The sequence below is a fragment of the Faecalibacterium sp. BCRC 81149 genome (assembly GCF_022750605.1).
Taxonomy (GTDB): Bacteria; Bacillota; Clostridia; order Oscillospirales; family Ruminococcaceae; genus Faecalibacterium; species Faecalibacterium duncaniae.
In genome coordinates this window covers 30005-50701 of sequence record NZ_QXJA01000004.1, presented here as the reverse complement: position 1 = coordinate 50701, position 20697 = coordinate 30005, and the positions used below count along the sequence as shown (strand labels likewise).

Genomic DNA, 20697 nt, shown 5'->3' with positions numbered 1-20697 from the left:
CAATTCCCGGAGAGGGTCGTTTTTTGCTTACTTTTTGATCCAGTTGTCCACTGTGCTCACCAGGGCTCTGCCCCGGCGGCCCAGGAGCTTGGGCAGGAGCATCCGGGCCATGGCCCAGACACCTGCAAAGTTGAACAGGATGATGGCGGCGGTCAGGAGGCCTGTCCACAGGCCGTAGAGCGGAGGCTCGGCCAGCAGGAGCAGGGCTTCGCCCGCCAGCACGCCGAAGTTCAGCGCCACCCGGCCCGGGTGGATGGACATACCGATCATGTTGTGGGCATCCAGCGCGCGCAGCACGAACACGATGCCCAGACCGAAGAAGGAAGCCACCGTTGCGCCAATGGGCCCCCACCACTTGATGAAGAAGTAGTTCATAATGCAGTTGCTCACAGCACCGGCCAGCATGGTCCACAGGCTGTGGGTGGACTTTTTGTTGACAACGTATGCGCTGTTGAGGAACTGGTTGAAGCAGCTGCAGGTGGAAGCCAGCGTCAGGAAGGGCACAAAGTGCCAGGCGTAGTAGTAGTTGGCCTTCATCACGTGCATGACCGGGCGGCAGAGCCAGATGATGCCCGCTGCACAGCAGAACAGCACCGAGGAATAGGTGCGGAAGATCTTGGTAAAGAACCGGGCGCGGCCCTCCTCCTCGGTCACGGCGGAGAGCTGCCAGGCATCGTAGAAGATCAGACCCAGCGTAGTCAGGATGGTGGGCAGGAAGTAGCCGGTGGAAAGCAGGCCGCTCCAGGCATCGCCGCTGTGGCCGTCCAGCCCGCCGCACATCTCGCGCACGAAGAACAGGTCCGATGCGTTGATGACCCAGAAACTGATCTGGGCCGGGATCATGGGCAGGGAAAAGCGGAGCATCTGCTGCCAGAGATCCCGGTTCAGGCCCTTGAGCTCCACATAGTTCCACAGCCTGCCGGTGATGCTGAGGAAGAGCACGCTGACCAGGTCGCCGCTGATGATGGCCAGCAGGTAGCCGTTGGCACCCCAGTGGAAGCCCACAAGGTAGAGCACATAGAACATCAGGGTGGCAAAGGTGCACAGGATGCCGTCCACGGCCACCAGCTTGTTCCACTGGCGGCTGCGCACGAACTGGGTGCAGAGGGTGCGCAGGCAGCTCATCAGGACGTAGATGTAGATGAGAAGACCGTACTGCGCCATATCGGGCAGGAACTGCGCCACAGGCCAGCAGAGGATCAGGATGCCGAAGCCCCCCAGAATGGTCAGCAGGCCGTTGGTGAACACCTGCTTTTCGCTGTTGCCCTTGTCCAGGCCAAAGCGGATGATGGCGTTGGACATGCCCATCGAGACAAAGGGGATGAGCAGGTTTGCATACTGGCTCAGGATCTTCGCCAGACCCAGATCGGCGATCTCGGCCATGGCGTAGGTCAGGAACGGCTGCACCAAAAGGGTCAGCAGCTTAGACGAAAAGCTCGAAATGGCAAAGATAATGGTGTTTCCGGCCAGCTTTGAATATTTATCGCCGCCGGAGGTCTTTTTTTCACTTTCCAAGGGTCGAACCCCTCCTGTTGATTTTTATCACAAGGTTTATTTCAATAAAGCCCGCCGTTCTTTCCAGTCCGGCAGCAGCCTTTCTACCTCGGCCCAGAAAGCCGGGCTGTGGTTGGGCTGCAGGAAGTGGCAGTACTCGTGCACCACCACATAGATCTGTGCGGCGGGCGGCATATTGTAGAGCTGCAATGCAAAGGTGATCTGCCGCCGTTTCATGTAGCACACGCCCCACCTGCTGGTCATGTCCCGCACCTTGATGGTGGGTTTCTGCCCGCCCAGAACCCCGGCAAAGGCTGGGTAGACCTTGTCGCTCATGGCGGTAAAACAGGCCAGTGCCTCCGCCTGGGAGGGCAGGGGCTGGTCATCCCGGGCGTTCCGCCGCAGCTGGCGGGAGACCGCCTCCCGGATCCACTGGGCCTGCTCTGTCACAAAGGCATCGGCAAAGCCCACCGTGTAGGACCACGGGATGCTCACGGCCACGGTGCCGTCCCGCCGGATGTGCAGGTTGAGCCGCTTGACCTTTTTGCGGGTCAGCTCATAGGGGATGCCAGCGGCGGTGCGCCGGGTCACTTCCGGCTTGCGCTGCGGCATTTCAGCCAGTCCTCCACGGGCAGCTGGGCCAGAACCACCGCTGCAAAGATGAGGGTGCAGCCAAAGACCTCCCGCATGGAAAGGCTCTGGTGGAGCAGCAGCCAGCCGCCCAGCGCGCTGAACACGCTTTCCAGACACATGATGAGACTTGCAATGGCGGGGTTTACGTCCCGCTGGCCCAGGATCTGCAGGGTGTAGGCCACGCCGCTGGACATTACGCCGCAGTAGGCCAGCGGGAGCCAGTTGGCCCCGAACTCGGCCAGGGTGGGATTCTCGAACAGGAGGGCGGCAGCGGTGCTCTCTACGGCCACCACAAAGAACTGCAGCAGGCTCAGGCGGACACCGTCCACCTGCGGGGCAAAGTGGTCCACCGTCATGATCTGAAAGCTGAACAGCACGGCGCAGGAAAGCAGGATCCAATCGCTGGCCTCAATGCCGCCAAAGCCGTTTTTCATGCAGAGCAGGTAGAGCCCGCCCACGGCGATGACCATACTCAGCCAGAGCCGGGCACTGCCCCGCCGCCCCAGAAACAGCCCGAACACCGGCACCAGCACCACATACATGGCGGTCAGGAAACCGGCCTTGGCCGTGGAAGGGTTGAGCGTGATGCCGATCTGCTGGGCAGCGGAGGCCGCAAACAGCAGGGTGCCGCAGCAAAGCCCCGCCGTCAGCAGAAGTCTGCGGTCGGCAGGGGCTTTGGGCCAGCCATAGGCTGCGCCGTGCCTGCGGTGGAGGGCATCAAAGGCGCGGACGGTGGGCAGCAGCACCAGCACCGCCAGCCAGCTGCGCCCGGCCAGAAAAGAATAAGCCCCCATGCCGGAGCCTGCGCTCTGGGCCACGAACGCCGTGCCCCAGATAAAGGCGCAGAGCATCAGCATGAGAGAGTGTTTCGTTTGTGTGTTCATTTCAGCCGATGCCCTCCACTTTCATCAGACCGTAGAGGTAGTAACGGCTGGAATCGTAGGAAATGGTAACGCGGTAGCTTGCGTTGGGGTCAAGGTTGTCGATGTCGCAGTGGTAGTTCTGACCATCGGCGGTGAAATAGAAGGTGGTGTTGTCCACATACTGCGCGCCGCCGTCCACCTTTTTCCAGAGGGAGACCTTGAACTTCTGGGCACCGCCGTCGGTGGTGCCGCAGCCGTAAATGCTCAGCAGGCCGCTGGGCACGGTGAAGTATTCGGTCTGGCGGCTCCAGATGCCGTTGAACACGATGTTCAGCGCCCCGTTGGCCCGGGCTGTGGCATATTTGGCCGTGGTGTCGGCAATGCCATCGATCACCAGTGGGTCAGAGCTGAGCACGGCCCACTGGGTGGTGTCATCCTCCTGCACCTCGTTGGAAGACCCGAACACCTTTTGGGCAATGCTCTTGCAGCCGCTCAGGACGACAACGGCCAGCACAGCTGCCAGCGCAAAGGCAAGGATTCGTTTTGTTTTACTCATGTTTTTCTATCCTCAAAAACAGCAGGTGAAAAATGCGATATTTTTGCATGATACCATAGTATACCGCATTTTTTTCCTGCTTACAAGGGATTTTCTGTGTCTTAGCCGTCCAATGCCGTCAGAGCGGCACGTTCGGCGGCGGCAAGGCCGCTTTCGTCGGAGCGGAACAGGGAGCCATAGCGGTAGAGCGCCCAGCCCCCGGCACCGACGCTGCGCAGGTCGGTCACCTGCCGGGCCAGCGCGCTGCCGGTGCACCACTGGCTGACGCTGTCGGCGTTGGCTCCGCCGTCTCCCACACCAATTCGATAAGCGCCCAGCCCGAAATAAAGGGCCGTGCTTTCGGCCCGGGGCAGGGCCAGCCACTCGGCGGTGATGTTCTCAAAGGCAAAGCGGGTGCTGCCGGAGGAGAGGGTATAGCCGTAGCCCCAGTAGATCTGGGGGCAGAGGTAATCCACAACGGCATCCGCACCGGAGGCCGTCAGCCAGACGGAGAGATCGGTGTACTGCTCGTTCCGGTCGTTGTCCGGGTTGCCCTGTGGACTGACCCCGAACCGCAGGGTCGGGTCGGCGGCCTTGACGGCATCGTGGGCAGCCTTGACCAGCCGGGTCACGTTGGCCCGCCGCCATGCGGTCAGGTCGGTTTCTCCGCTGGCCGCAAACTGCGCCGCGTCAATGGAAGGATCGGTGGTGGGGTAGAAGTAGTCGTCAAAGTGGATGCCGTCTACAGCGTAATTCTGCACCAGCTCTGCCACGCCCTGCACCACATAGTCGGCAGCCTCCGGAATGGCGGGGTTCAGGTAGGCCCCCTCGTTCACGGCGCAGACCCACTCCGGGTGGGTGTTCAGCAGGCTGTTCTCTGCAATAGCGGGGGGCATGGAGGCCGAGCTCCTGAGCCGGTAGGGGTTGACCCATGCCTCCAGTGAAAGCCCCCGGGCGTGGGCCTCGGTCAGCAGCACGTCCAGCGGGTCGAAGCCCGGGTCCTGCCCCTGCACGCCGGTGCACAGGTGGCTCCACGGAAAGAGGCTGCTCCGGTAAAGCGCATCCCCGAAGGGCCGCACCTGCGCAATGACGGTGTTCAACCCAAGAGACAGGCAGTTGTCCATCAGCGCGGCGGCATCGGCCCGGAACGCGCTTTCTGAGGAAAAGTCCATCTCTGCAAATTCGAGATAGCTCACCCACACCGCCCGCCACTCGCCGCTGGGCAGGGCGGGGTTGGGGGCAGTCTGTGGCGATGGCACAGGCTCCGCGTTATTTCCTGCCGGGATAGAACGCAGCAGATAATACGTCAGGGCGGCAGATACAGAGCCGCCCAGTCCGATCAGGAAGGCGCGGCGGCCAACCTGGCGCTTGCGGTGCCGGTTCCGCCGCCGCTGGGTCATGCGTCTTCCTCCTGCATCTTGTACAGGCTCAGTGCCGCCCAGCCCCGGGCGCAGGCCAGCAGCACCCAGAGCAGATTGGCCCAGAAGCTCAGGCCTGCCATGCCGCCGTAGACCGTGAGCAGGACAAAGAGCAGGTGGAACGCCTCAGCGGCACCCACCAGCTGCAGCTGGCGCTGGATGGGCCTGCCCTTTTGGTACTCCAGTGCCAGCAAGGCGGGCCAGACCAGTGCGGAGAATAAGTAGGCTGCCCAGCCGTTCAGCACATAGCTGAGCATGAGCAGGACAAAGATCAGGAAATAGCTGCGCTTGTCCTTGGGGTCGGAGCCCTTTTCGGCGGCCAGAAACAGGATGGTGATGCCGGTGATGCAGAACGCGACCATCTCCAGAAAAGAAAAATCCATGCCGCCCAGCACGGCAAAGCCGTTGAGCATGGATGCCGCTGCCGCGCACAGCAGGAAGAAATACCAGGTCTTATGGGTGAATTTGAGCTTCATAGGGGAAGTCCTCCAGCAAAAATTTGGATTGTTTCAAATATTATAACACAATTTTCTGCAGGTTGTGTTACAATAAGGAAAACATGATTCAAAATCTGCGGAGGGACCCATGAACGTTGTATTCTCACTCATCCTGCTGGCGGCCGCCCTGGGCTGCATCGTTTTTCTGCTCACCCGGCGGGGAAACGCCCGCCGCAGCCAGTATGGCCCCAGCGGCCTTTCCGAATTCCGCACCGACCTGCCGCTGGACGACTGCTTCGACCGGCTGGACCGGCACAGCCCGGACGACGAGTTCGCCTACGAGTGCCGCCGTGAGAACGATGGCGGTTTCCTGCTCCATCTGACCCTGCACCAGCCAACCCAGCAGCCGCTGGACACCCTGTATACCCTCCGGCTTGACCCCGGGCGGCAGACCATTGCCACCCTGATCTTCATCCGGGAGGCCTTTGGCTACAAGGAGCCGCTTTTTCCGCAGGAAATGCTGGACAAGTTCATGCAGCAGAAGCTGGAAGCCCACCGCACAAAATAATTTTGCCCGAAACGCTTTTCATTTCGCGCGTTTTTTGTTATACTTACTTGTGCGCCCGGCAAACCGGGCAATGGGGGCTAGTAGCTCAGTTGGTCAGAGCTGGCGGCTCATAACCGCCAGACCTTACCGTTTCCGCCTCTTTCAAACAGCGTTTTTCCGTTGTTTTTTGGTTTGCTAGTGGCTTAAAAATCGGACTTGGGTATTTTCTGGGTACGAAAGCCACTTTACAGATCTTTGAAACAACGTCATAAGGGCCATTAGCTTAACGGTTAAAGCCGGCGGCTCATAACCGCTCCAGTGGGGGTTCGAATCCCTCATGGCCCACCAAAAAAGCACGAGATTTTGCGTCTCGTGCTTTTTCTTTTGCCTGATGGAGCAATCTCACTTGTACAGTTCTCTGCTCATCTGTTTCCGAATCTCATCACGCCGCCTATCATAGACCTGCGTGTAAATTGCAAGGGTAGTACTGGGCTGTGCGTGTCCGGCTTCTGCGGCTACTGTCGCCACGCCGATGTTCGGATTGGATAGCAGAATGCTGACGAAGGTGTGCCGGAACATATGCGGATGAATTTTTTCAATGCCCGCCTTTTTTCCAACACGGCGTACCAATGCGCCATAGCTATCCGGGTTGATAGGAAAACCATAGTCGTTGCAAATCACGAAGTCGTTCCCACGCAAATCCAAAAGGGACTGTGCGTATTTGGAGCCTTTCTTCTCCAAATTCTTCTGCCAGCTTGCACCCATCAGCTTCTTCTGGGCTTTCCACTGTGCATAATAGTCCTTCAGGAAATCCATGAACTCCGGCGCAACATCCACATCACGGATATTGCTTTCCTTCGTTGTGGTAAGCTGATAGCCATAGTTCGGAAAGACCAGCAGGGATTTTGACACATGGATCGTTCCCTCGCGGAAGTTTACGTCTTTCCATGTAAGTCCAGCCAATTCACCACGGCGGACACCTGTGTTCAGCAAGCACAAAACGATTGCTTTTTCCAGCATAGAACATTCTTGTAAGGCAGCTTGCAGAGCTTCTACCTCATCACTATGTAAGCAATCCACCGATTTTCCTTTTCGACCAGATGCCTTTATCATTGGCATTTGAAGTGATGTTCCATAGTTATCATTGGCGTAGTTCAGAACTGACCGAATGAACAGATTGTACTCTCGCATCGTCTTTTTCGTCATGGGACGGCGATCAATCTCTACTTCAAACATCTGTTCAACGGTCTTACCTAAAGCCGTTGCCACCTGTTGTGCCGAATCCAAAGATACCGTTTCGCCACGGAAGATTCGCTCAATGGTTTCCTCTCGGATGGTGCATTCCTTCGCAATTTTAGGGCAGGACACCGTTTTGAACTCTTTAGCTTCTGGTTTCAAAACTGCACGTTTGTAAACTCGTGCGTCACTGTCCTCAATGAAGCGAATCATCGAATCACAATCCTTTTTTGTAATCAACGCAATCGGCTTTTCAGAAAACTCCGGATAACACTGGATGCGCTGAAGATATTTTTCCTTTTTCAAACTCGTGTTCTCTTTATTCCTGTTGCTATCATAGTCGCCCTTCAGACGAACTGAAGGTGCCATACGAGAACGGTTTGAAGCTATGTACTCCTGCGCCACTACTGCAAAGGTCTTTCCTGCATTGCTGGCTTCCTTGTCTGCCTTTTCCTGTTCCAGCCGTTCAAATTCGGCAGCGGCAGCTTTCGCAGCGGCGTTGCGCGCACGAGCGTTTTTCAGTTCGGTGGGGTCAAAATCGAACCGACCATAACGGCGTTCAATTTTGCCGTTCACCAGAACATTTGCGATGAGTTTATAATAACGAGGCTTCTTTTTGGGTTCTCGCAATTCAAACGATGCCATATATTTACCGTCCTTTCTGTGTGGTGGTTATCTCTGTCACGATGAGTATAGCAGTTCGGGCGGTTAATTTTTAGGATGTCGCAGTTTACGCCCGCATCCTTGACAAATCACAAAGTTGTCGTTCCACCGTTGAAGTAGTCAGCCATCTTGCCAAGGTTGATGTACCACTTGATGCCTGACTGGAACGCCATGCCCGGCACCTCCCGGCAAAGGCGGCGGATGTAATATTCAGGCAAGCCCATACGCTGGCTTGCCTGCTTGATGCTGACGATCTGCGGCAAGACAACTGCTTCGCTCTGGATCTCCGGCGATACCATCACTTTTTCATTCATCGGCATTCCTCCTGTCCCATTCATTGATTTCCAAACTATTCAGAAGCGCTTCTTCGATCCGGCGCATTTCGTTCCGCGTAGTCTGCCCCAAGAAGCGTTGTATGCGGCTTTTGTCTATCGTGAAGATCTGTTCCAGTTGAACCACAGACGGCTTCTCAAAGGCTGTATTGTGGGCTATCAGAACATGCGTGGGCTGGTATTTCTTTTTCTCGGTGCGGGAAGTCACTGTCGCCACAATAAGGGTAGGCGCATAGCGGTTTCCTACATCGTTTTGCAGAACCACCACAGGTCGGTTGCCGCCCTGTTCGGAGCCGATGTGCGGCTCCATGTCTGCATAGTAAATGTCCCCTCTGAGGTATTTCCAGTCTTTTGGTATGATAGCGATCAGACCTCCTATCCTTCTATATGTAGCAAGAGCCGCCCGTTTATGGCAGGCGGCTCTTGCAGGAAAAAGGAGTATGCCGATAAAGGCGAGAGCATCAACGTTTTACAGGAAGGCTCAGAGAACGGCTGGAGCCATTGTAGATCTCCAGAATCTGCTTCATGTGGCGGTCGGCGGTGTTGCCCGTGTCCTTCCGTGCATTTTTGGTGATGGTCTTGGGGTGGACAGAACCCAGCCGCATAATCAGCCGCTCCCGGCTGTACTCATCGCGATACATTGCCACAAAGCGGGTAACGCCGTGGAGGATACCGGAGAGGAACGAATCGGAATCGCCCCACCATGCCTCCACGATAATCTTCAGGGCTTCCTGATAGATGTCAGAGCCATAGTTCTTGTAAATATAATAGGCAGAGCGGATGCAGTAGATCTTCCACTCGGCTCGGATGCCATCCAGTGCAAAAGTAGCACCAGTTGCTTCGGTGGCTGCAACAAATGCACAAGCATCCTCATCTTCTGCCACGATGTCAGCACGAAGCCGCTCACCTGCGGTCAGATCGGTGGAAATGCCCGTCTGAACAGCAAACAAAAGGGCTTCATCCTTTTTGGAAAGACCGTGAAAGACTTTGCAGAGGATCGGGAGGTCATGACCTCCGTTGCAGGCGATACGAGCTTCGATGGTGTTCTGTCCATCAAAAACATGGTAGCGACCATCACGGTAGCTGACTCTCGGTTCGTTGGCAACGTACTCCGAAAAGGTAGCAGAAATCTCCTCCACCTTTCTGGTGCGCAAAACACGCTGGTATTCCGCGCAGGGGGTCAAGAGTGCGCTGTCGATGTAGCGCATCTCGCAAACACATTCGGGCAGCTTGGCAAGGTTCAGATTAGAAATCATCATAGCACTCTCTCCTTTATCGTCTGAAGATAGGCAGAAGTGTCATCAATCAGAAAAAGAATGGCACTTCGGCAGTCGTTGTCCTCAAAAACATCGGGATAGTCTTTGAATACGAGATTCCAGCGGCGGATAAAATCCTCCTTTGCGCCCTGAACTTCGCACATCATAATTGAGCCGTTCGCAACGGCCGTTTTATGATGGCGGTTGTCAATGGATTGCCGAAGTCGTTTTCGATCTTCGTCTGTAAGACAGCGTTTGTGACCTTGGATACTCCTTTTGAAATCCGGGGGCGAATTGCTTACCGGCACAATTTCATCCTCGGTATGGACTTCATCGGAATCAGAAGCATCGTCGGCAGCAACATCGGATTTTTCCGGGCTTGTCGGCTTCTTTGCTTTCCGGTCCTTCTTGGGTTTGCGCAGCTCCTTAATGATTGCCGGGATTTCTTCTTTTGGGGTTTGCGCCAAAGCGGTGATCTCGGCATCGGTAGCCTTGATATGCCCGGTCAGTATTTCCTCCATTGCACCGGGGACGGCAGCTTCCGCCGCATCAACGCCTTTCGCATACTTTTCAGCTCGACGAACAAATATTGGGGTAACGCCGTTTTTGGCAGCAATACGTTCGCAGGTGCGTCCTTCGGCTGACCTCATGTGATCATTTTGAGCACATGAGGTGAATCTCCCAGATTCATCATGTGCTCGATGAATTGACCCACCTACAGAGAGCTTTTCGTTTTCATAGGTTTTCCCCATCAAGAACTTCCGGCGTTCCGGGTCAAGGTTTCTGCGCCCCAACTGATTCTGACAAATCCATGCCAGTGCAGCGTAACGGTCGGGCAACTGGATTTCCTTCACTTCAAAAGCGATCTCCGGGTGATGCTTGAGGATGCGATACCGGGAATGTCCATCCAGTATGTAACCGTTCCAGATGATGAGCGGATTCAGTAGCCGCCGCTCCTGAATCATGTTCTGCTCTAAGATGTGCTCCTCCTCGGCGTTCAGCGGCGGGATCTTGCCCTGAAACTCTGGGTCGATCTTAAGCGCATTCAGATTCATCATCAAACCGTCCCTTCTTAAAGTAGGTGGATTTCGGGCTGGTGGGCTGGATGTAGTAGTCGTAGCCAAAGTTGGTCTGGCAGTAGGTGCAAGGCTCCTTGGTGAGCTGGTAGGGGTCAGCACGGCGGACACGGATGCCACGGGTGTTCCGAAAGGCATTCAGGCAGCGGGGGCAGAGGGTGGTCAGGGTCGATTCATCGGTCTTGTGGGTAAAAGTACGGCTCATAATCATTACCTCCGTGTCATCAGAATGAATATTCGGTATGGAAAAAGCCCACTGCCTTGATTCAGAAGAATTCCGGTGGTGGGCTTTGAAGATTTTGTTTTAAGTGTCCCACCCTATTTGTCCTCGACGCCCGGTGGGGGTTGGAATACACCTCGGTGAGGGGGACTGCACCCTTCCTCTCATTGGCTTTTCAGCCACCCCGCCTTCTTTATGGCCGGGCCGCGAATTACGGAAGTTTCATTGTTTTGTCCGAGGGAATGATATTCAGTTTTCAAGGTACGTCTTACAGCTTCGGGTATCTCCCCGTCTGGGGTGTTGCCCTTGCTGTGACAATAGTTTATCGTAGAAACACTGTCTTTTTAAGGAACTGGTAGTTCCGGTTTTGCCACTTTTTTGAGCGGATTTTTCTCAAAAACTGGAACTGCCAGTTCCGATTTTTCGTAGATTCGTCGAAAAAATGGCGCAAAAAAAGAAGCCGAGAATCGCTTCTCGACTTCTTTATGGTGGTTATACAGATGCATCCAGTTCGTCAATAAGATTGCTCAGCTTATTTTTGATAATCTGGATTTTCTGGTGCTGCTTTTTGATCTGTGCATTAAGCTCCCTTTCCCGTGGAGTGTCCAATACGCCAAGAATCAAAAAGTCCAGAGTGGTGTTCAGTGAAATGGCTACTTCTACCAACAAATCTATGGAAGCAGTTCCTTCCCCTCGTTCGATCTTTCCCAAATGGCGGTCACTGATATTCAGCTTTGCGGCAAATTGTTCTTGCGTTAAGCCTTTGGTTTTGCGCAGCTGCTGGATGCGTTTTCCTGTAATGTAAGAGTCAAAGTACATAAGCCAGCCCTCCGACCACAGAGCAACGCAGTCGCAAGCTGCGCCATAAGGTCAGAGTGCAAAGATGCAATCGGCGGCGGACCAAGTTTTGGTTGCCGGGGTTCGGTTGGTACTCGATCAATCTCCTTTTCATGTTTCTTCGTCCTTTCTTTGTCGATGATGGCAAGGCGGGCGGAGCATGGAAAATGCGGTTGCACTTTTCCGTGATAGAGAAAAACATCCCTATACTATATAGGACAAAAAACAGGTAAAAGTTAGGGCTTGATGAACAAATTGCATTTTTCTCTGAGGTTAATTAAAGCAGATTTAATACTTCCCGAGACACTTCCTACTGTTGTGCCCTCTTTTTCGGCTATGCTTGGCATGGAAATCCCACAATAGAAGTAATCGTAGCACCGCTTTGCTTGTTTTGGAGACAAAGCTAAAATTGTATGGTTGATGTTCACAAGATGCTGTTGCCGTTCTATGATCTCCGCAGGTGTTGGAGTGGGCACAAGAAGATACGACTCAGCAGAAAAAGCGGGATCGTCTAGCGAGTGATATGCGTGGTAACGGCTCACCTGTCTGGCAAAAGCATCCTCTTTGCGTTTCATAGACAAGAGAAACTGATGGACTTCATCAGATACTTCTACAAAAAAGTCTTTTGGATGCGCAGTGGGGTAGTGTTCCTTTAAGTTGATAATCGGCATAGCTTTCCTCAAACGTAGTGTAAACAAAAAGTGCATCATACTAGGCTTAAAGTCTAGCATGATGTACTCAAAATGCGATTTCCTTGAGTCTAAGAAAGCCTCAAAATAAAAACAAAATTGATGAAGTTATCGATTTTTGGGAGGGTCAGTATCTTTAATAAGCTGTGATTTGGGACGACACGGTTGATACAACCAACCGGAACACTCAGGCGGCCAGACTTCCATATCTTTTTTCATCATTTTTTCAAGAGATTTTTTCATTAGATTTCTTACTTTCATTTCCATGGATAATCCTCCCATATATTTTCTTTAATACAAAGATTAGCAGCGTCAAGGCATCTGATAACATTGCAGCTGTTAATCCTTCCAGCTCATTAGAAAGTGTTTTTTCAATTGGTGGTGACCTTAAGATTATACATGTTAGGTTGACGAAAAAAAGCACATAGGGGATTCGTTTTTTTAGAGCAGACAATTCTGACTGCGTTAAATGTAATTGATTGTTATTAACAGGAGCAATTTTGAGAATCACAAAATCAGAGAATATCCAAACAAACCCAAAAAATTTAGTAGGGAGAGCTTTGATGAGTATCATGGAAACTGATTGGAGAATTAAAGAAAGCAATAAGCAATGGATATACGTTTTTGCATGGTACCCATTTGAATATTTTCTTAATGTAACAAAACAAACAGCAAAAGATATAGTTCGTCGAAAGCCGAAGCAGTAACTCCCCAATAAGATTAAAAGAGTCCATGTAGTGAACATTGACAGTCTTTTTTCGATTCCGTAAATGCACCACTCAAGAGATTCTTCTGCAATTAGCTCCCTCTTCAAAAACCTTTTTGCCAAGTGTGTTGCAATGAGGTTCATTCAATCCATACTCCCATGCTTGAAAGTTTATAAATTAAATACCTTGAGTTTGCAAATAAATCAACTTTTTTGTCATCAAGTAGGTTTTTTCTGTCACAAAATCGGTTATTGTGAAATTTCTCCAGTAAATTGAAACCAGTTGTCCTCATAATCCATAGTGAAATCACCATTATATTTTTCAAGGATAAGCTTCACATTGGAAAGTCCAAAACCATGAAGTTGGGGGTCAGGTTTGGTCGTTTGAATAGTGTTGTTTTCAATTCTGACAGGATTTGAGGTGTTTCGAATAGAAAATAAAAAGCTTTTTTTCCATAATGCTGTTACATGAATCTTCTTACTTCCACAGTATGATCGATTGGCTTCAATTGCATTATCTAGCAAATTTGAAAGCAGTACAACCATATCAGCTGCTTCAAATGGCAACATTGATAAATCGTTTACTCTGAAATCAATTTCAATCCCCTCTTGAATTGCCTCTGACGCTTTCGTATTAAATAATGCATCCAAAATCGAATGATGAGTATTTACCAAAAAAAGTCGTTCGGTTTGTTGCTTGGATACTGAGTTCAAATAGACTTCTGCTGGCTCGTATTCATGGTTCTGCAAAAGCACACGAAGAGTGTTGAGATGTGAGCGATAATCATGTACTTTTTTGCGTTGTTCCGAAAAAAGTTTGCTGGCAGATTCCATGCTCCGTACTTGAACCTCAAGTTGCTGTCCCAATGAAAATAGCTGTTGCTCTCGTTCCATAGCCTGCTCCATACGTTCTAGAAGAAAGATTATTGCTGCATTTGCAGCAATAATCAATCCACAAGTAAATGCTAGTATAGCTTCTGATACATTTCTTCCGGTGGATATATAGAGTAGAACAATCAATACCATAAACGAAGCACTTGGAAATAACCCGTACATAATTATTTGTGATATTCGGAGAGAATGTCGATTTTTCCCAAACCTTCTGGGGCGCATGATTTTTCGGAACATTAGTGCTAAAAATAGCTGTAAAGAATAAGCGATTATACCATAAATCATTACGCAGATAGGTGAAGCTTGAAATGTATTAGAATCCATTCCAAAAATTACACTGCATGTCATTCCAACAGTGAAAGATAAGCAATATGATAATAAATATTCAAGGCTAACAAAGAAGCAGAGTATAGCAGTTGAGATTTCTGTATATAACCTTTTGGCGATTATGAAATCGATCAGTAAAATGATTAAAATTTTTAGTGCTTGATTGTGTCCAACAATGATTGAAAGAATTAAAGGAATCCAACAACTCAGAAGTACATATTCCAATACATGGAGGTGGAATTTTAATCCGTCAAAGCGACGTTGCTCAAAAACATCTAAAAATAAAATCAAACATATTGTATCAACAGCGGTATAACAAAGACTTAAGAAAGTTCCCATCGACTTTTTCCCCTCCATTTTAAGTATAGCTGTTTCAATTCTTTATGCTTTTTTTCACTGGATGGAACACATACACCACTTTTTAGATAAACTTTTTCATATTGAAAGAGCTCAATGTATTCCATATTTACTAGGTAGCTCTTATGTATACGTAGAAAGCCTAGATTTTGAAGTTTGTCAGAAAGAACCGCCATATTTCCGTAAAAGCGATACTCAGTCCGTGCATCATTAATTAAGTGCATAACAATAATATGCTTGTCGGATTCCAGGTATAAAATGTTTTTGGTTTGAACATCTATTGACTCGCCGCTAATCGAAAAAGTAACGGTTTTACGAGAATTAATAACTTCTTGTAGCGAATTCACAAAGTATGGAATGAGCTTGTAAGGAATGTCAGACTTTAATAGATAACGAAAAGCATTTACTTCATAGCCTTCAGGGGCGTATTGAATGAAGTTTGTAACAAAAATAATAATGGAAGTCGGGTTTTTTGATCGCAATTTTCGAGCCAGCTCAATTCCATTTAGTTTCTCCATATCAATATCTAAGAACGCAATATCAAATTCACCTATATTTCCAGCACTTAGGGAATCTGTGAATGTAAAAAATGTTGCAGCGATGTTAGTGGACCGACAATATTCTTGAAGAATAGAAAGCTCTAAGTCAATCAACTTTTGCTCATCATCACAAATCAAAATTCTCATTTTGCCAATCCTCCACTGCAATTTGATGATCTTTTTGTCATTCAAAATAACGCAACTCCTTTCGCAAGTCAATGAAATTCGACATAATCGAACATTCTAATAATTATAGTACGATTATATCGAATATGCAAATAGTACACTCTAATAGGATAGGAGTGAACAGAAATGGAGCATTATCTTGGTGAAAAGCTAAAAAACTTGAGAGAAAGTCGAAACTGGTCACAATCTGAACTTGCAAAGCGGCTGAACAAGTCCATTTCTACAATTAGCGGTTATGAAAGTGACGCTCATGCTATTCCATTGGATGTTCTTGTTAGTATTTCACTTCTGTTTGGAATTTCTACTGATGAACTACTGAATTTAGAAACAGTAAATGTTCTTCCGCTTTCTGGACTTACTAAAGAGCAATGTGATCTCTTAAGGAGAATACAACAAGAATATCTAGTTCCTAGTCAGCGAGGAAAAAATTTTTCTGAGAATCAAATGAAAATCATCCATGATATTATAAAATCTTTCGGATGATTTGTTTATGAAAAAGCTACTTTTCAACATGAGGCGCAGCACCTAATGCTGCGCCTCATGTTGAAAAGTAGCTTTTTTTTGCAAAGTGTCTACTAAGCAGGGATGTGAACTGTAAGGGAGAAGCAGAGTGAAGCTCCTATATATTAGTAAATACTTTCTCAAATACATATTGACTTGAACGGAGTAAGATGATGACACGACTTGGTGCTTCCTTTTCAATGATTGGTGACAAATTTGTCGACATCGCGCTTGAAACATGCAATATATTAGATGTAGCTATGATTAGATGATAAGAATTTCGAGAATTTGTAACACCGAAAGGAAAAGTAAAATGAAAAAAATAAGCCGCAATGAGGGACTGCTAATTTTGGGGCAGTGGACATCTAAAATAGGAGATATTGTTTTTGATTATGTGAATAGTATTGCAATTGTTTCAAATTTTACAAATAGCATGTGGATTCTTGCACTTTATCAAAATTCACAAGTGGTGATAAATATTTTTTTTAATCTAATAGGTGGAGTGATTGCAGATTTGGGAAAACGGAAGAATATTATAATTGTTTCTGATTGTTTAAGTGCCATTATCTGCTTTTTTGCAAGTTTTTTCTTGAATTCGGATTGCATGGTTATTGCACTCGTCATTGCAAATGCATTATTGGCACTTGTTTTTTCATTTAGTTCACCTACATTTAAATCGATTACTAAAGAAATAGTAGATAAAAATAGGATTGGCTTTTTCAACTCAATTTCTAATGCTGGAATCGATTTAATAAAATTGGTAGGCCCGGTTGTTGGTTTTGCACTCGTGAAGGTGGTCGGTACAAGAGGGGCGTTATTAATTGATGCAATTACATTTGCAATTTCTGCTGGAACAGAGACTCTTTTAATAACGCACGAGCACAATAGTAATAGTATAGCTGAGAACACCAGAAAGCGAAAAAATATTCTTTTGTATAGTTTGGAGGGTGTGAAATATTTATTGGGTGAAAAAAAAGTTTTCCATCTAGTTGTCCTTTCGGCTTTTGTGAATTTTTTCCTCGCTGGATATGATCTTCTAGTACCCTATACAGAAATAATATATTGCGATGGATTTTATAGTAAAGTATTGATTGTAGAAGCAATGGGAGGGATTTTAGGAGCATCTATAAATGCAAAGCTTCCACATAAAGTTATGCAAAACAGTTTTGCATTAACAGTATTTTTGGGATTGACTGGATTACCATTGTTACTTATTCCAATATCCAAATCAACTGAAAATATAGCAATTTGCCTTTTGCCCTTTTTCATGTTCGGAATTTTTCTGACAATGTTTAATATCAATTTTATGACTTGTGTACAAACTTGTGTTAACGAAGATTACTTGGGTAGAGTTTTTAGCGTAATTTTTACAGTTGCCACTATGTTTATGCCAGCAGGCTCATTTGTCTTTTCCTCTATTATGAAAACACCCTCTATAACGAGTTTTACAAATGTGGGAACGGGGATTGTTTTTTTATCATTAGCAGGATTAAGAATATTTTATAAAAAAGAAACGCAGTACAAAAATCGCACTGAGTAGATATGAATACAGAAGTCAACTTATAATAATATCACCCAACACTCGAAAAATCATTACTTTACAGTGAGGAGGAATCCCATTGTTTTAATGGGGTTGAACTAAAACATGAGATGGATGTTTAACGATGTATGGATGAATGACAAGTGTACACACATTAAAGTAAACGATAATTTCAAAATAACGGCCTTACAGCAAATGGTCAATGGAAACATTTTGACAAAAAACAAGCAGAACAATTCTATAAACGGAATAATCGTAATAGGCAATAAGAAATGTTTTTATAAAGTACAGGAAATCAAGTCATATTTCATGGAGTTGCAGGGCTATTATCAAATGTATTCAAAATTTCCAATTCCCGAACTTATTTTTGCGGTGATATTCAATGATTGTGGTGCGATTATATATAAATATGAAGATAGTATTAGTCCGGGAAGAGGATTGCTAAACGACTATCTTATATCAGACGATTCTTCCGAGCCTTTCGATTTTTTGAAATGTATAAAGTCAAACTATCGTAATGTGAAAATGAGAAATTCATATCCGATGCAAAAATTTTTCGAGGGCAGAGTAGAAAGTAGATTAAAAAAATATTTGAATTACTCATGGACGGAGAAAAAAGTGGATATCGGGTTAAATAAATCATTAAAGACTAAAGATATTATTAAGGAGTGTATAAATCATTTTGAGAGCGAGAGAACATATAGATGTGTCCTATCACATGGAGACTTAAATACAATGAATATAGGAATAAAGCCTGTATTTTTTGATTTTGTCACATCGGGGTATAACTATATAGATGCAGAGGTTGCAGTGTTTTCGATCTCATTGCTATTTATTGATTTATATTACAGCCCAAAATATCATAGAGAATCATATTGTGGGCATGAAAAAATATGCGACATGATTCCCAGTATTCTACTTGATTTTTTTGATGGAAAAGATATATTGAAAATCAACAGCTATCCAAAAACCGAAAAGAAGAGGAAAGCAATCGCCAAACTCTATTTGCAGGGACTGGAATATAACAATTCCGCTTTGTTATACTATATTATAATGAGATTCCTTACGATATTCGACATTGAAAAATATGAAACAATAGATAAGATCTATACCATATATCTTGTTCACTTTTTCTATCATCAAATGAAGCAAATGGATTTTTCAGATGTTGTTGATTCAATTAAAACGATCTGATTTATTTGGTAATGCCTTGTAGAATATCATTCATAACACATTTAGAATTGTGGAGGAAAACTTATGATAATTTCATTAAATGGATTAGACGATTGCGGAAAAACAACTCAAATAAAAAACATAACAAAAAAGTATGGAGACACATGGTTCGCATATAGTACTATTAAATTATCGAGAGAAATTGAGTGTCTAAGTCCATGTTGTTTTCATGAATGGTGGTTCAATACTTCAAAATGCGAAGAATTCTGCGATGAAATATATTCTTCGATAAAAGCGGGATTTTCAAATTTAAGAAACGATACAATATTAGACAAGGGAATCGCTACATTTGATGCTAGAGTTTGGGCGACTTTAGTTATCAAAGGACTATCCAAGAAGGATGCATATGAGCTACTTCAGAAAAAAAAGAAGCAGCACGGAATTCAGATATTGGAACAAGAACGAATCCTTCTAGTCAAAAACGAGAGATACAACTATAAAAGGAATAATAGTGACTACTCACCCGATGAAGTTGCTCTATATCAACGATATCAAATATTACAAAAAACATTTCTGAAATGGCTATATAATATCGGCTATTTTACGCATAAAATTAGTACAAGCTGCTCCATAGATGAAACAACAAGAGCAATAATAGATTCTATTCAATGGAAAGATAAGAGATTCTCAGGAAATTCAACATGCATACAACTGGAACAACTTAAGTTGCCGAAGAAAGAACTCCAACAACTCGATAAAATTTTGAATTATGTAAGATGTTTATTTGGAGACGACTTGATAGCATTGTTAGTAGGGGGAAGCATCAGTAGAAATCAATATATACAAAATTGGAGTGATATGGATATATTACTATTGGTGCGATACTATAGTTTTGAACAAAATCAGCAGTTAAGTGGATTTTTAAAGCAATTTGATATTAAGACTGGATATACCATTTTTTCCGAGTATGAAGTAGAGAACAGATTGATCGATGCGAAATCGCTATATTCAATATATGCCTATAATTCTGGGAGAATCACTTCTCTACTATATGGTGCAGTGCCATCTAGTTTATCCATTTCATTTGAAAATTTGAAGCAAAAAAACAAGATGGTGATTCCGGAAACCATACATAAACTGAAGAGATTACTGGATGATGGTATTACAGAGCAAAGCCAGAAAGAGATATTTAAGTTAACGGTACTTGTTATGAAGGTCTATCTAATAGATACATATAACATTATTCCGCAATCATATAGATCTGTTATGGAATTGTTTGATTACCTAACTGGGGTGAATACTATTGAAGCAAATGTTGTTACGCATGAATACAACTTTTCAAGCGTCAAAGAATTCTCGATAAAAGTAATTAGCTATGTTAGTAACCAAAAATAGTAAAATTTATTGATGTAGCAACACTAAAAGAGATTTGAACTAATTTTTACCGACCAAACATTTTAGAAAACGAATGAAACTTATTGATATAGAATACAAGGAAAAAAACTTATAATGAATTATTTAGATGGAAAAAATTTTTCAGAGGAAAAAAAGTATCTCGATGCAATCTTTACGCTTTCAGGATTGAGTGAATGTGGCAAATCATCTGCAGGAATCAGAATGGCATCTAGTCCATTTGAAATTAAACGGTATAAAATAATTGAAATCGAAAAAGAGATGATGAGTGCAAGAGGCATAGATATATCTTCTGGTTTAAAGGACGAGCATTTTATTAAGTTATATCAAGATAAAAGCGAAGACGTATTTAAGGAATTCGTTTTAAGATTAATTGCACATTTAAAAGAAGATAATATAAAACGTGTATCTATAGAAAGTCTTTATAGAGCCCCGTTTGGTAGTTTCCTAAAAAGGGAATTTGGAAATAAGTGTGCAAATATTTATATTGAGGCCCCAATTGAGATTAGAGCCAGAAGAGAGTATAATAAAAAATGTTATGAGGCTTTTGAGAAAGGCATTTCGGGGATATCATATAAGGAGGTATTAGAAAGCGTGAAGATGAAAGATGCATTTAAAGAAAGTCATAAGGCATCAAATTGCAAGGAAATAGCAGACTATGTGATCATAAATGATGAAAAAAAAGATTTGGAGGACTTCTTACATGATGTAGATGTAATTGTATCAGATACTATTAAAGGAGCGCAAGTTTCAACATGCCAAGTTATGAGAAGTTCAACTAAATAAGTGAACAACCGTAAAAAGTGAATTTTAACAGTTAAGATACTA

At 46.1% G+C, this 20697-nt stretch carries 23 protein-coding genes and 1 tRNA gene; 7 read left to right on the top strand and 17 right to left on the bottom strand.

Annotation, left to right across the window (positions count from 1 at the left end; genetic code table 11):
• Positions 1–27 precede the first annotated feature (27 nt).
• From D3F01_RS06430 to D3F01_RS06405, 6 genes are all read right to left on the bottom strand, one after another.
• Positions 28–1515, bottom strand: coding sequence for a lipopolysaccharide biosynthesis protein (locus tag D3F01_RS06430; protein WP_242887098.1), 1488 nt, complete (start codon positions 1513–1515; stop codon positions 28–30).
• 36 nt (positions 1516–1551) lie between these two features.
• Positions 1552–2106 (bottom strand): M48 family metallopeptidase, encoded by a 555-nt coding sequence (locus tag D3F01_RS06425; protein ID WP_242887095.1) that lies wholly within the window; start codon positions 2104–2106, stop codon positions 1552–1554.
• On the bottom strand, positions 2082–3011 hold the full coding sequence (locus D3F01_RS06420) for a DMT family transporter (RefSeq protein WP_156076309.1): 930 nt from the start codon (positions 3009–3011) through the stop codon (positions 2082–2084). The genes D3F01_RS06425 and D3F01_RS06420 overlap by 25 nt, the downstream gene beginning before the upstream one ends.
• A 1-nt stretch (position 3012) precedes the next feature.
• Positions 3013–3546, bottom strand: coding sequence for a hypothetical protein (locus tag D3F01_RS06415; RefSeq protein WP_156069410.1), 534 nt, complete (start codon positions 3544–3546; stop codon positions 3013–3015).
• A gap of 101 nt (positions 3547–3647) precedes the next feature.
• Entirely contained in the window at positions 3648–4925 is a 1278-nt protein-coding gene (locus tag D3F01_RS06410; protein WP_242887092.1) for a family 10 glycosylhydrolase, read from the bottom strand.
• Positions 4922–5419, bottom strand: coding sequence for a hypothetical protein (locus D3F01_RS06405; protein ID WP_005934562.1), 498 nt, complete (start codon positions 5417–5419; stop codon positions 4922–4924). Before D3F01_RS06405 ends, D3F01_RS06410 begins: the two co-directional genes overlap by 4 nt.
• Before the next feature lie 109 nt (positions 5420–5528).
• Here D3F01_RS06405 and D3F01_RS06400 point away from each other — a divergent pair, with 109 nt between their 5' ends.
• Both D3F01_RS06400 and D3F01_RS06395 read left to right on the top strand, forming a co-directional pair.
• Positions 5529–5948 carry a hypothetical protein gene (locus tag D3F01_RS06400; RefSeq protein WP_242887090.1) on the top strand — a complete coding sequence of 140 codons (420 nt, stop codon included), beginning with the start codon at positions 5529–5531 and terminating at the stop codon, positions 5946–5948.
• 251 nt (positions 5949–6199) lie between these two features.
• Positions 6200–6275 (top strand) — tRNA-Ile (locus D3F01_RS06395).
• 54 nt (positions 6276–6329) lie between these two features.
• Here the strand turns inward: D3F01_RS06395 and D3F01_RS06390 are convergent.
• The 11 genes from D3F01_RS06390 to D3F01_RS06340 all read right to left on the bottom strand — a co-directional run bounded on the left by D3F01_RS06390 (position 6330) and on the right by D3F01_RS06340 (position 15248).
• On the bottom strand, positions 6330–7808 hold the full coding sequence (locus D3F01_RS06390; RefSeq protein WP_055185979.1) for a site-specific integrase: 1479 nt from the start codon (positions 7806–7808) through the stop codon (positions 6330–6332).
• A gap of 107 nt (positions 7809–7915) precedes the next feature.
• Complete coding sequence (locus D3F01_RS06385) at positions 7916–8140, bottom strand: hypothetical protein (RefSeq protein WP_242887087.1); 225 nt, start codon at positions 8138–8140, stop codon at positions 7916–7918.
• Positions 8133–8519, bottom strand: a complete 387-nt coding sequence (locus D3F01_RS06380) for a type II toxin-antitoxin system PemK/MazF family toxin (RefSeq protein ID WP_347567994.1) — start codon at positions 8517–8519, stop codon at positions 8133–8135. Before D3F01_RS06380 ends, D3F01_RS06385 begins: the two co-directional genes overlap by 8 nt.
• A 100-nt stretch (positions 8520–8619) precedes the next feature.
• A complete protein-coding gene (locus tag D3F01_RS06375; RefSeq protein WP_242887080.1) occupies positions 8620–9417 on the bottom strand; it encodes a DUF6551 family protein in 798 nt (265 codons plus the stop codon).
• On the bottom strand, positions 9414–10472 hold the full coding sequence (locus D3F01_RS06370) for a hypothetical protein (RefSeq protein WP_242887077.1): 1059 nt from the start codon (positions 10470–10472) through the stop codon (positions 9414–9416). The genes D3F01_RS06375 and D3F01_RS06370 overlap by 4 nt, the downstream gene beginning before the upstream one ends.
• On the bottom strand, positions 10450–10695 hold the full coding sequence (locus D3F01_RS06365; protein WP_005942348.1) for a hypothetical protein: 246 nt from the start codon (positions 10693–10695) through the stop codon (positions 10450–10452). The genes D3F01_RS06370 and D3F01_RS06365 overlap by 23 nt, the downstream gene beginning before the upstream one ends.
• A 507-nt stretch (positions 10696–11202) precedes the next feature.
• Complete coding sequence (locus D3F01_RS06360) at positions 11203–11529, bottom strand: helix-turn-helix transcriptional regulator (protein ID WP_207676741.1); 327 nt, start codon at positions 11527–11529, stop codon at positions 11203–11205.
• 254 nt (positions 11530–11783) lie between these two features.
• Complete coding sequence (locus D3F01_RS06355; protein WP_207676742.1) at positions 11784–12218, bottom strand: sigma-70 family RNA polymerase sigma factor; 435 nt, start codon at positions 12216–12218, stop codon at positions 11784–11786.
• 244 nt (positions 12219–12462) lie between these two features.
• Complete coding sequence (locus D3F01_RS06350; protein WP_242887074.1) at positions 12463–13086, bottom strand: accessory gene regulator B family protein; 624 nt, start codon at positions 13084–13086, stop codon at positions 12463–12465.
• 105 nt (positions 13087–13191) lie between these two features.
• Positions 13192–14499, bottom strand: coding sequence for a sensor histidine kinase (locus D3F01_RS06345; RefSeq protein WP_242887071.1), 1308 nt, complete (start codon positions 14497–14499; stop codon positions 13192–13194).
• A complete protein-coding gene (locus D3F01_RS06340) occupies positions 14484–15248 on the bottom strand; it encodes a LytTR family DNA-binding domain-containing protein (RefSeq protein ID WP_242887068.1) in 765 nt (254 codons plus the stop codon). Before D3F01_RS06340 ends, D3F01_RS06345 begins: the two co-directional genes overlap by 16 nt.
• Positions 15249–15368: 120 nt before the next feature.
• On the opposite strand from D3F01_RS06340, the gene D3F01_RS06335 reads away from it, so the two are divergent.
• The 5 genes from D3F01_RS06335 to D3F01_RS06315 all read left to right on the top strand — a co-directional run bounded on the left by D3F01_RS06335 (position 15369) and on the right by D3F01_RS06315 (position 20655).
• Positions 15369–15725, top strand: coding sequence for a helix-turn-helix transcriptional regulator (locus D3F01_RS06335; protein WP_242887065.1), 357 nt, complete (start codon positions 15369–15371; stop codon positions 15723–15725).
• Between the two features lie 331 nt (positions 15726–16056).
• Positions 16057–17283 (top strand): MFS transporter, encoded by a 1227-nt coding sequence (locus tag D3F01_RS06330; protein WP_242887060.1) that lies wholly within the window; start codon positions 16057–16059, stop codon positions 17281–17283.
• Between the two features lie 105 nt (positions 17284–17388).
• Positions 17389–18477: a hypothetical protein gene (locus tag D3F01_RS06325; RefSeq protein WP_242887057.1), complete on the top strand. Its 1089-nt coding sequence runs from the start codon at positions 17389–17391 to the stop codon at positions 18475–18477.
• 63 nt (positions 18478–18540) lie between these two features.
• On the top strand, positions 18541–19851 hold the full coding sequence (locus tag D3F01_RS06320) for a hypothetical protein (RefSeq protein WP_242887054.1): 1311 nt from the start codon (positions 18541–18543) through the stop codon (positions 19849–19851).
• Between the two features lie 114 nt (positions 19852–19965).
• Positions 19966–20655 carry a hypothetical protein gene (locus D3F01_RS06315; RefSeq protein ID WP_242887051.1) on the top strand — a complete coding sequence of 230 codons (690 nt, stop codon included), beginning with the start codon at positions 19966–19968 and terminating at the stop codon, positions 20653–20655.
• Positions 20656–20697: the final 42 nt, after the last annotated feature.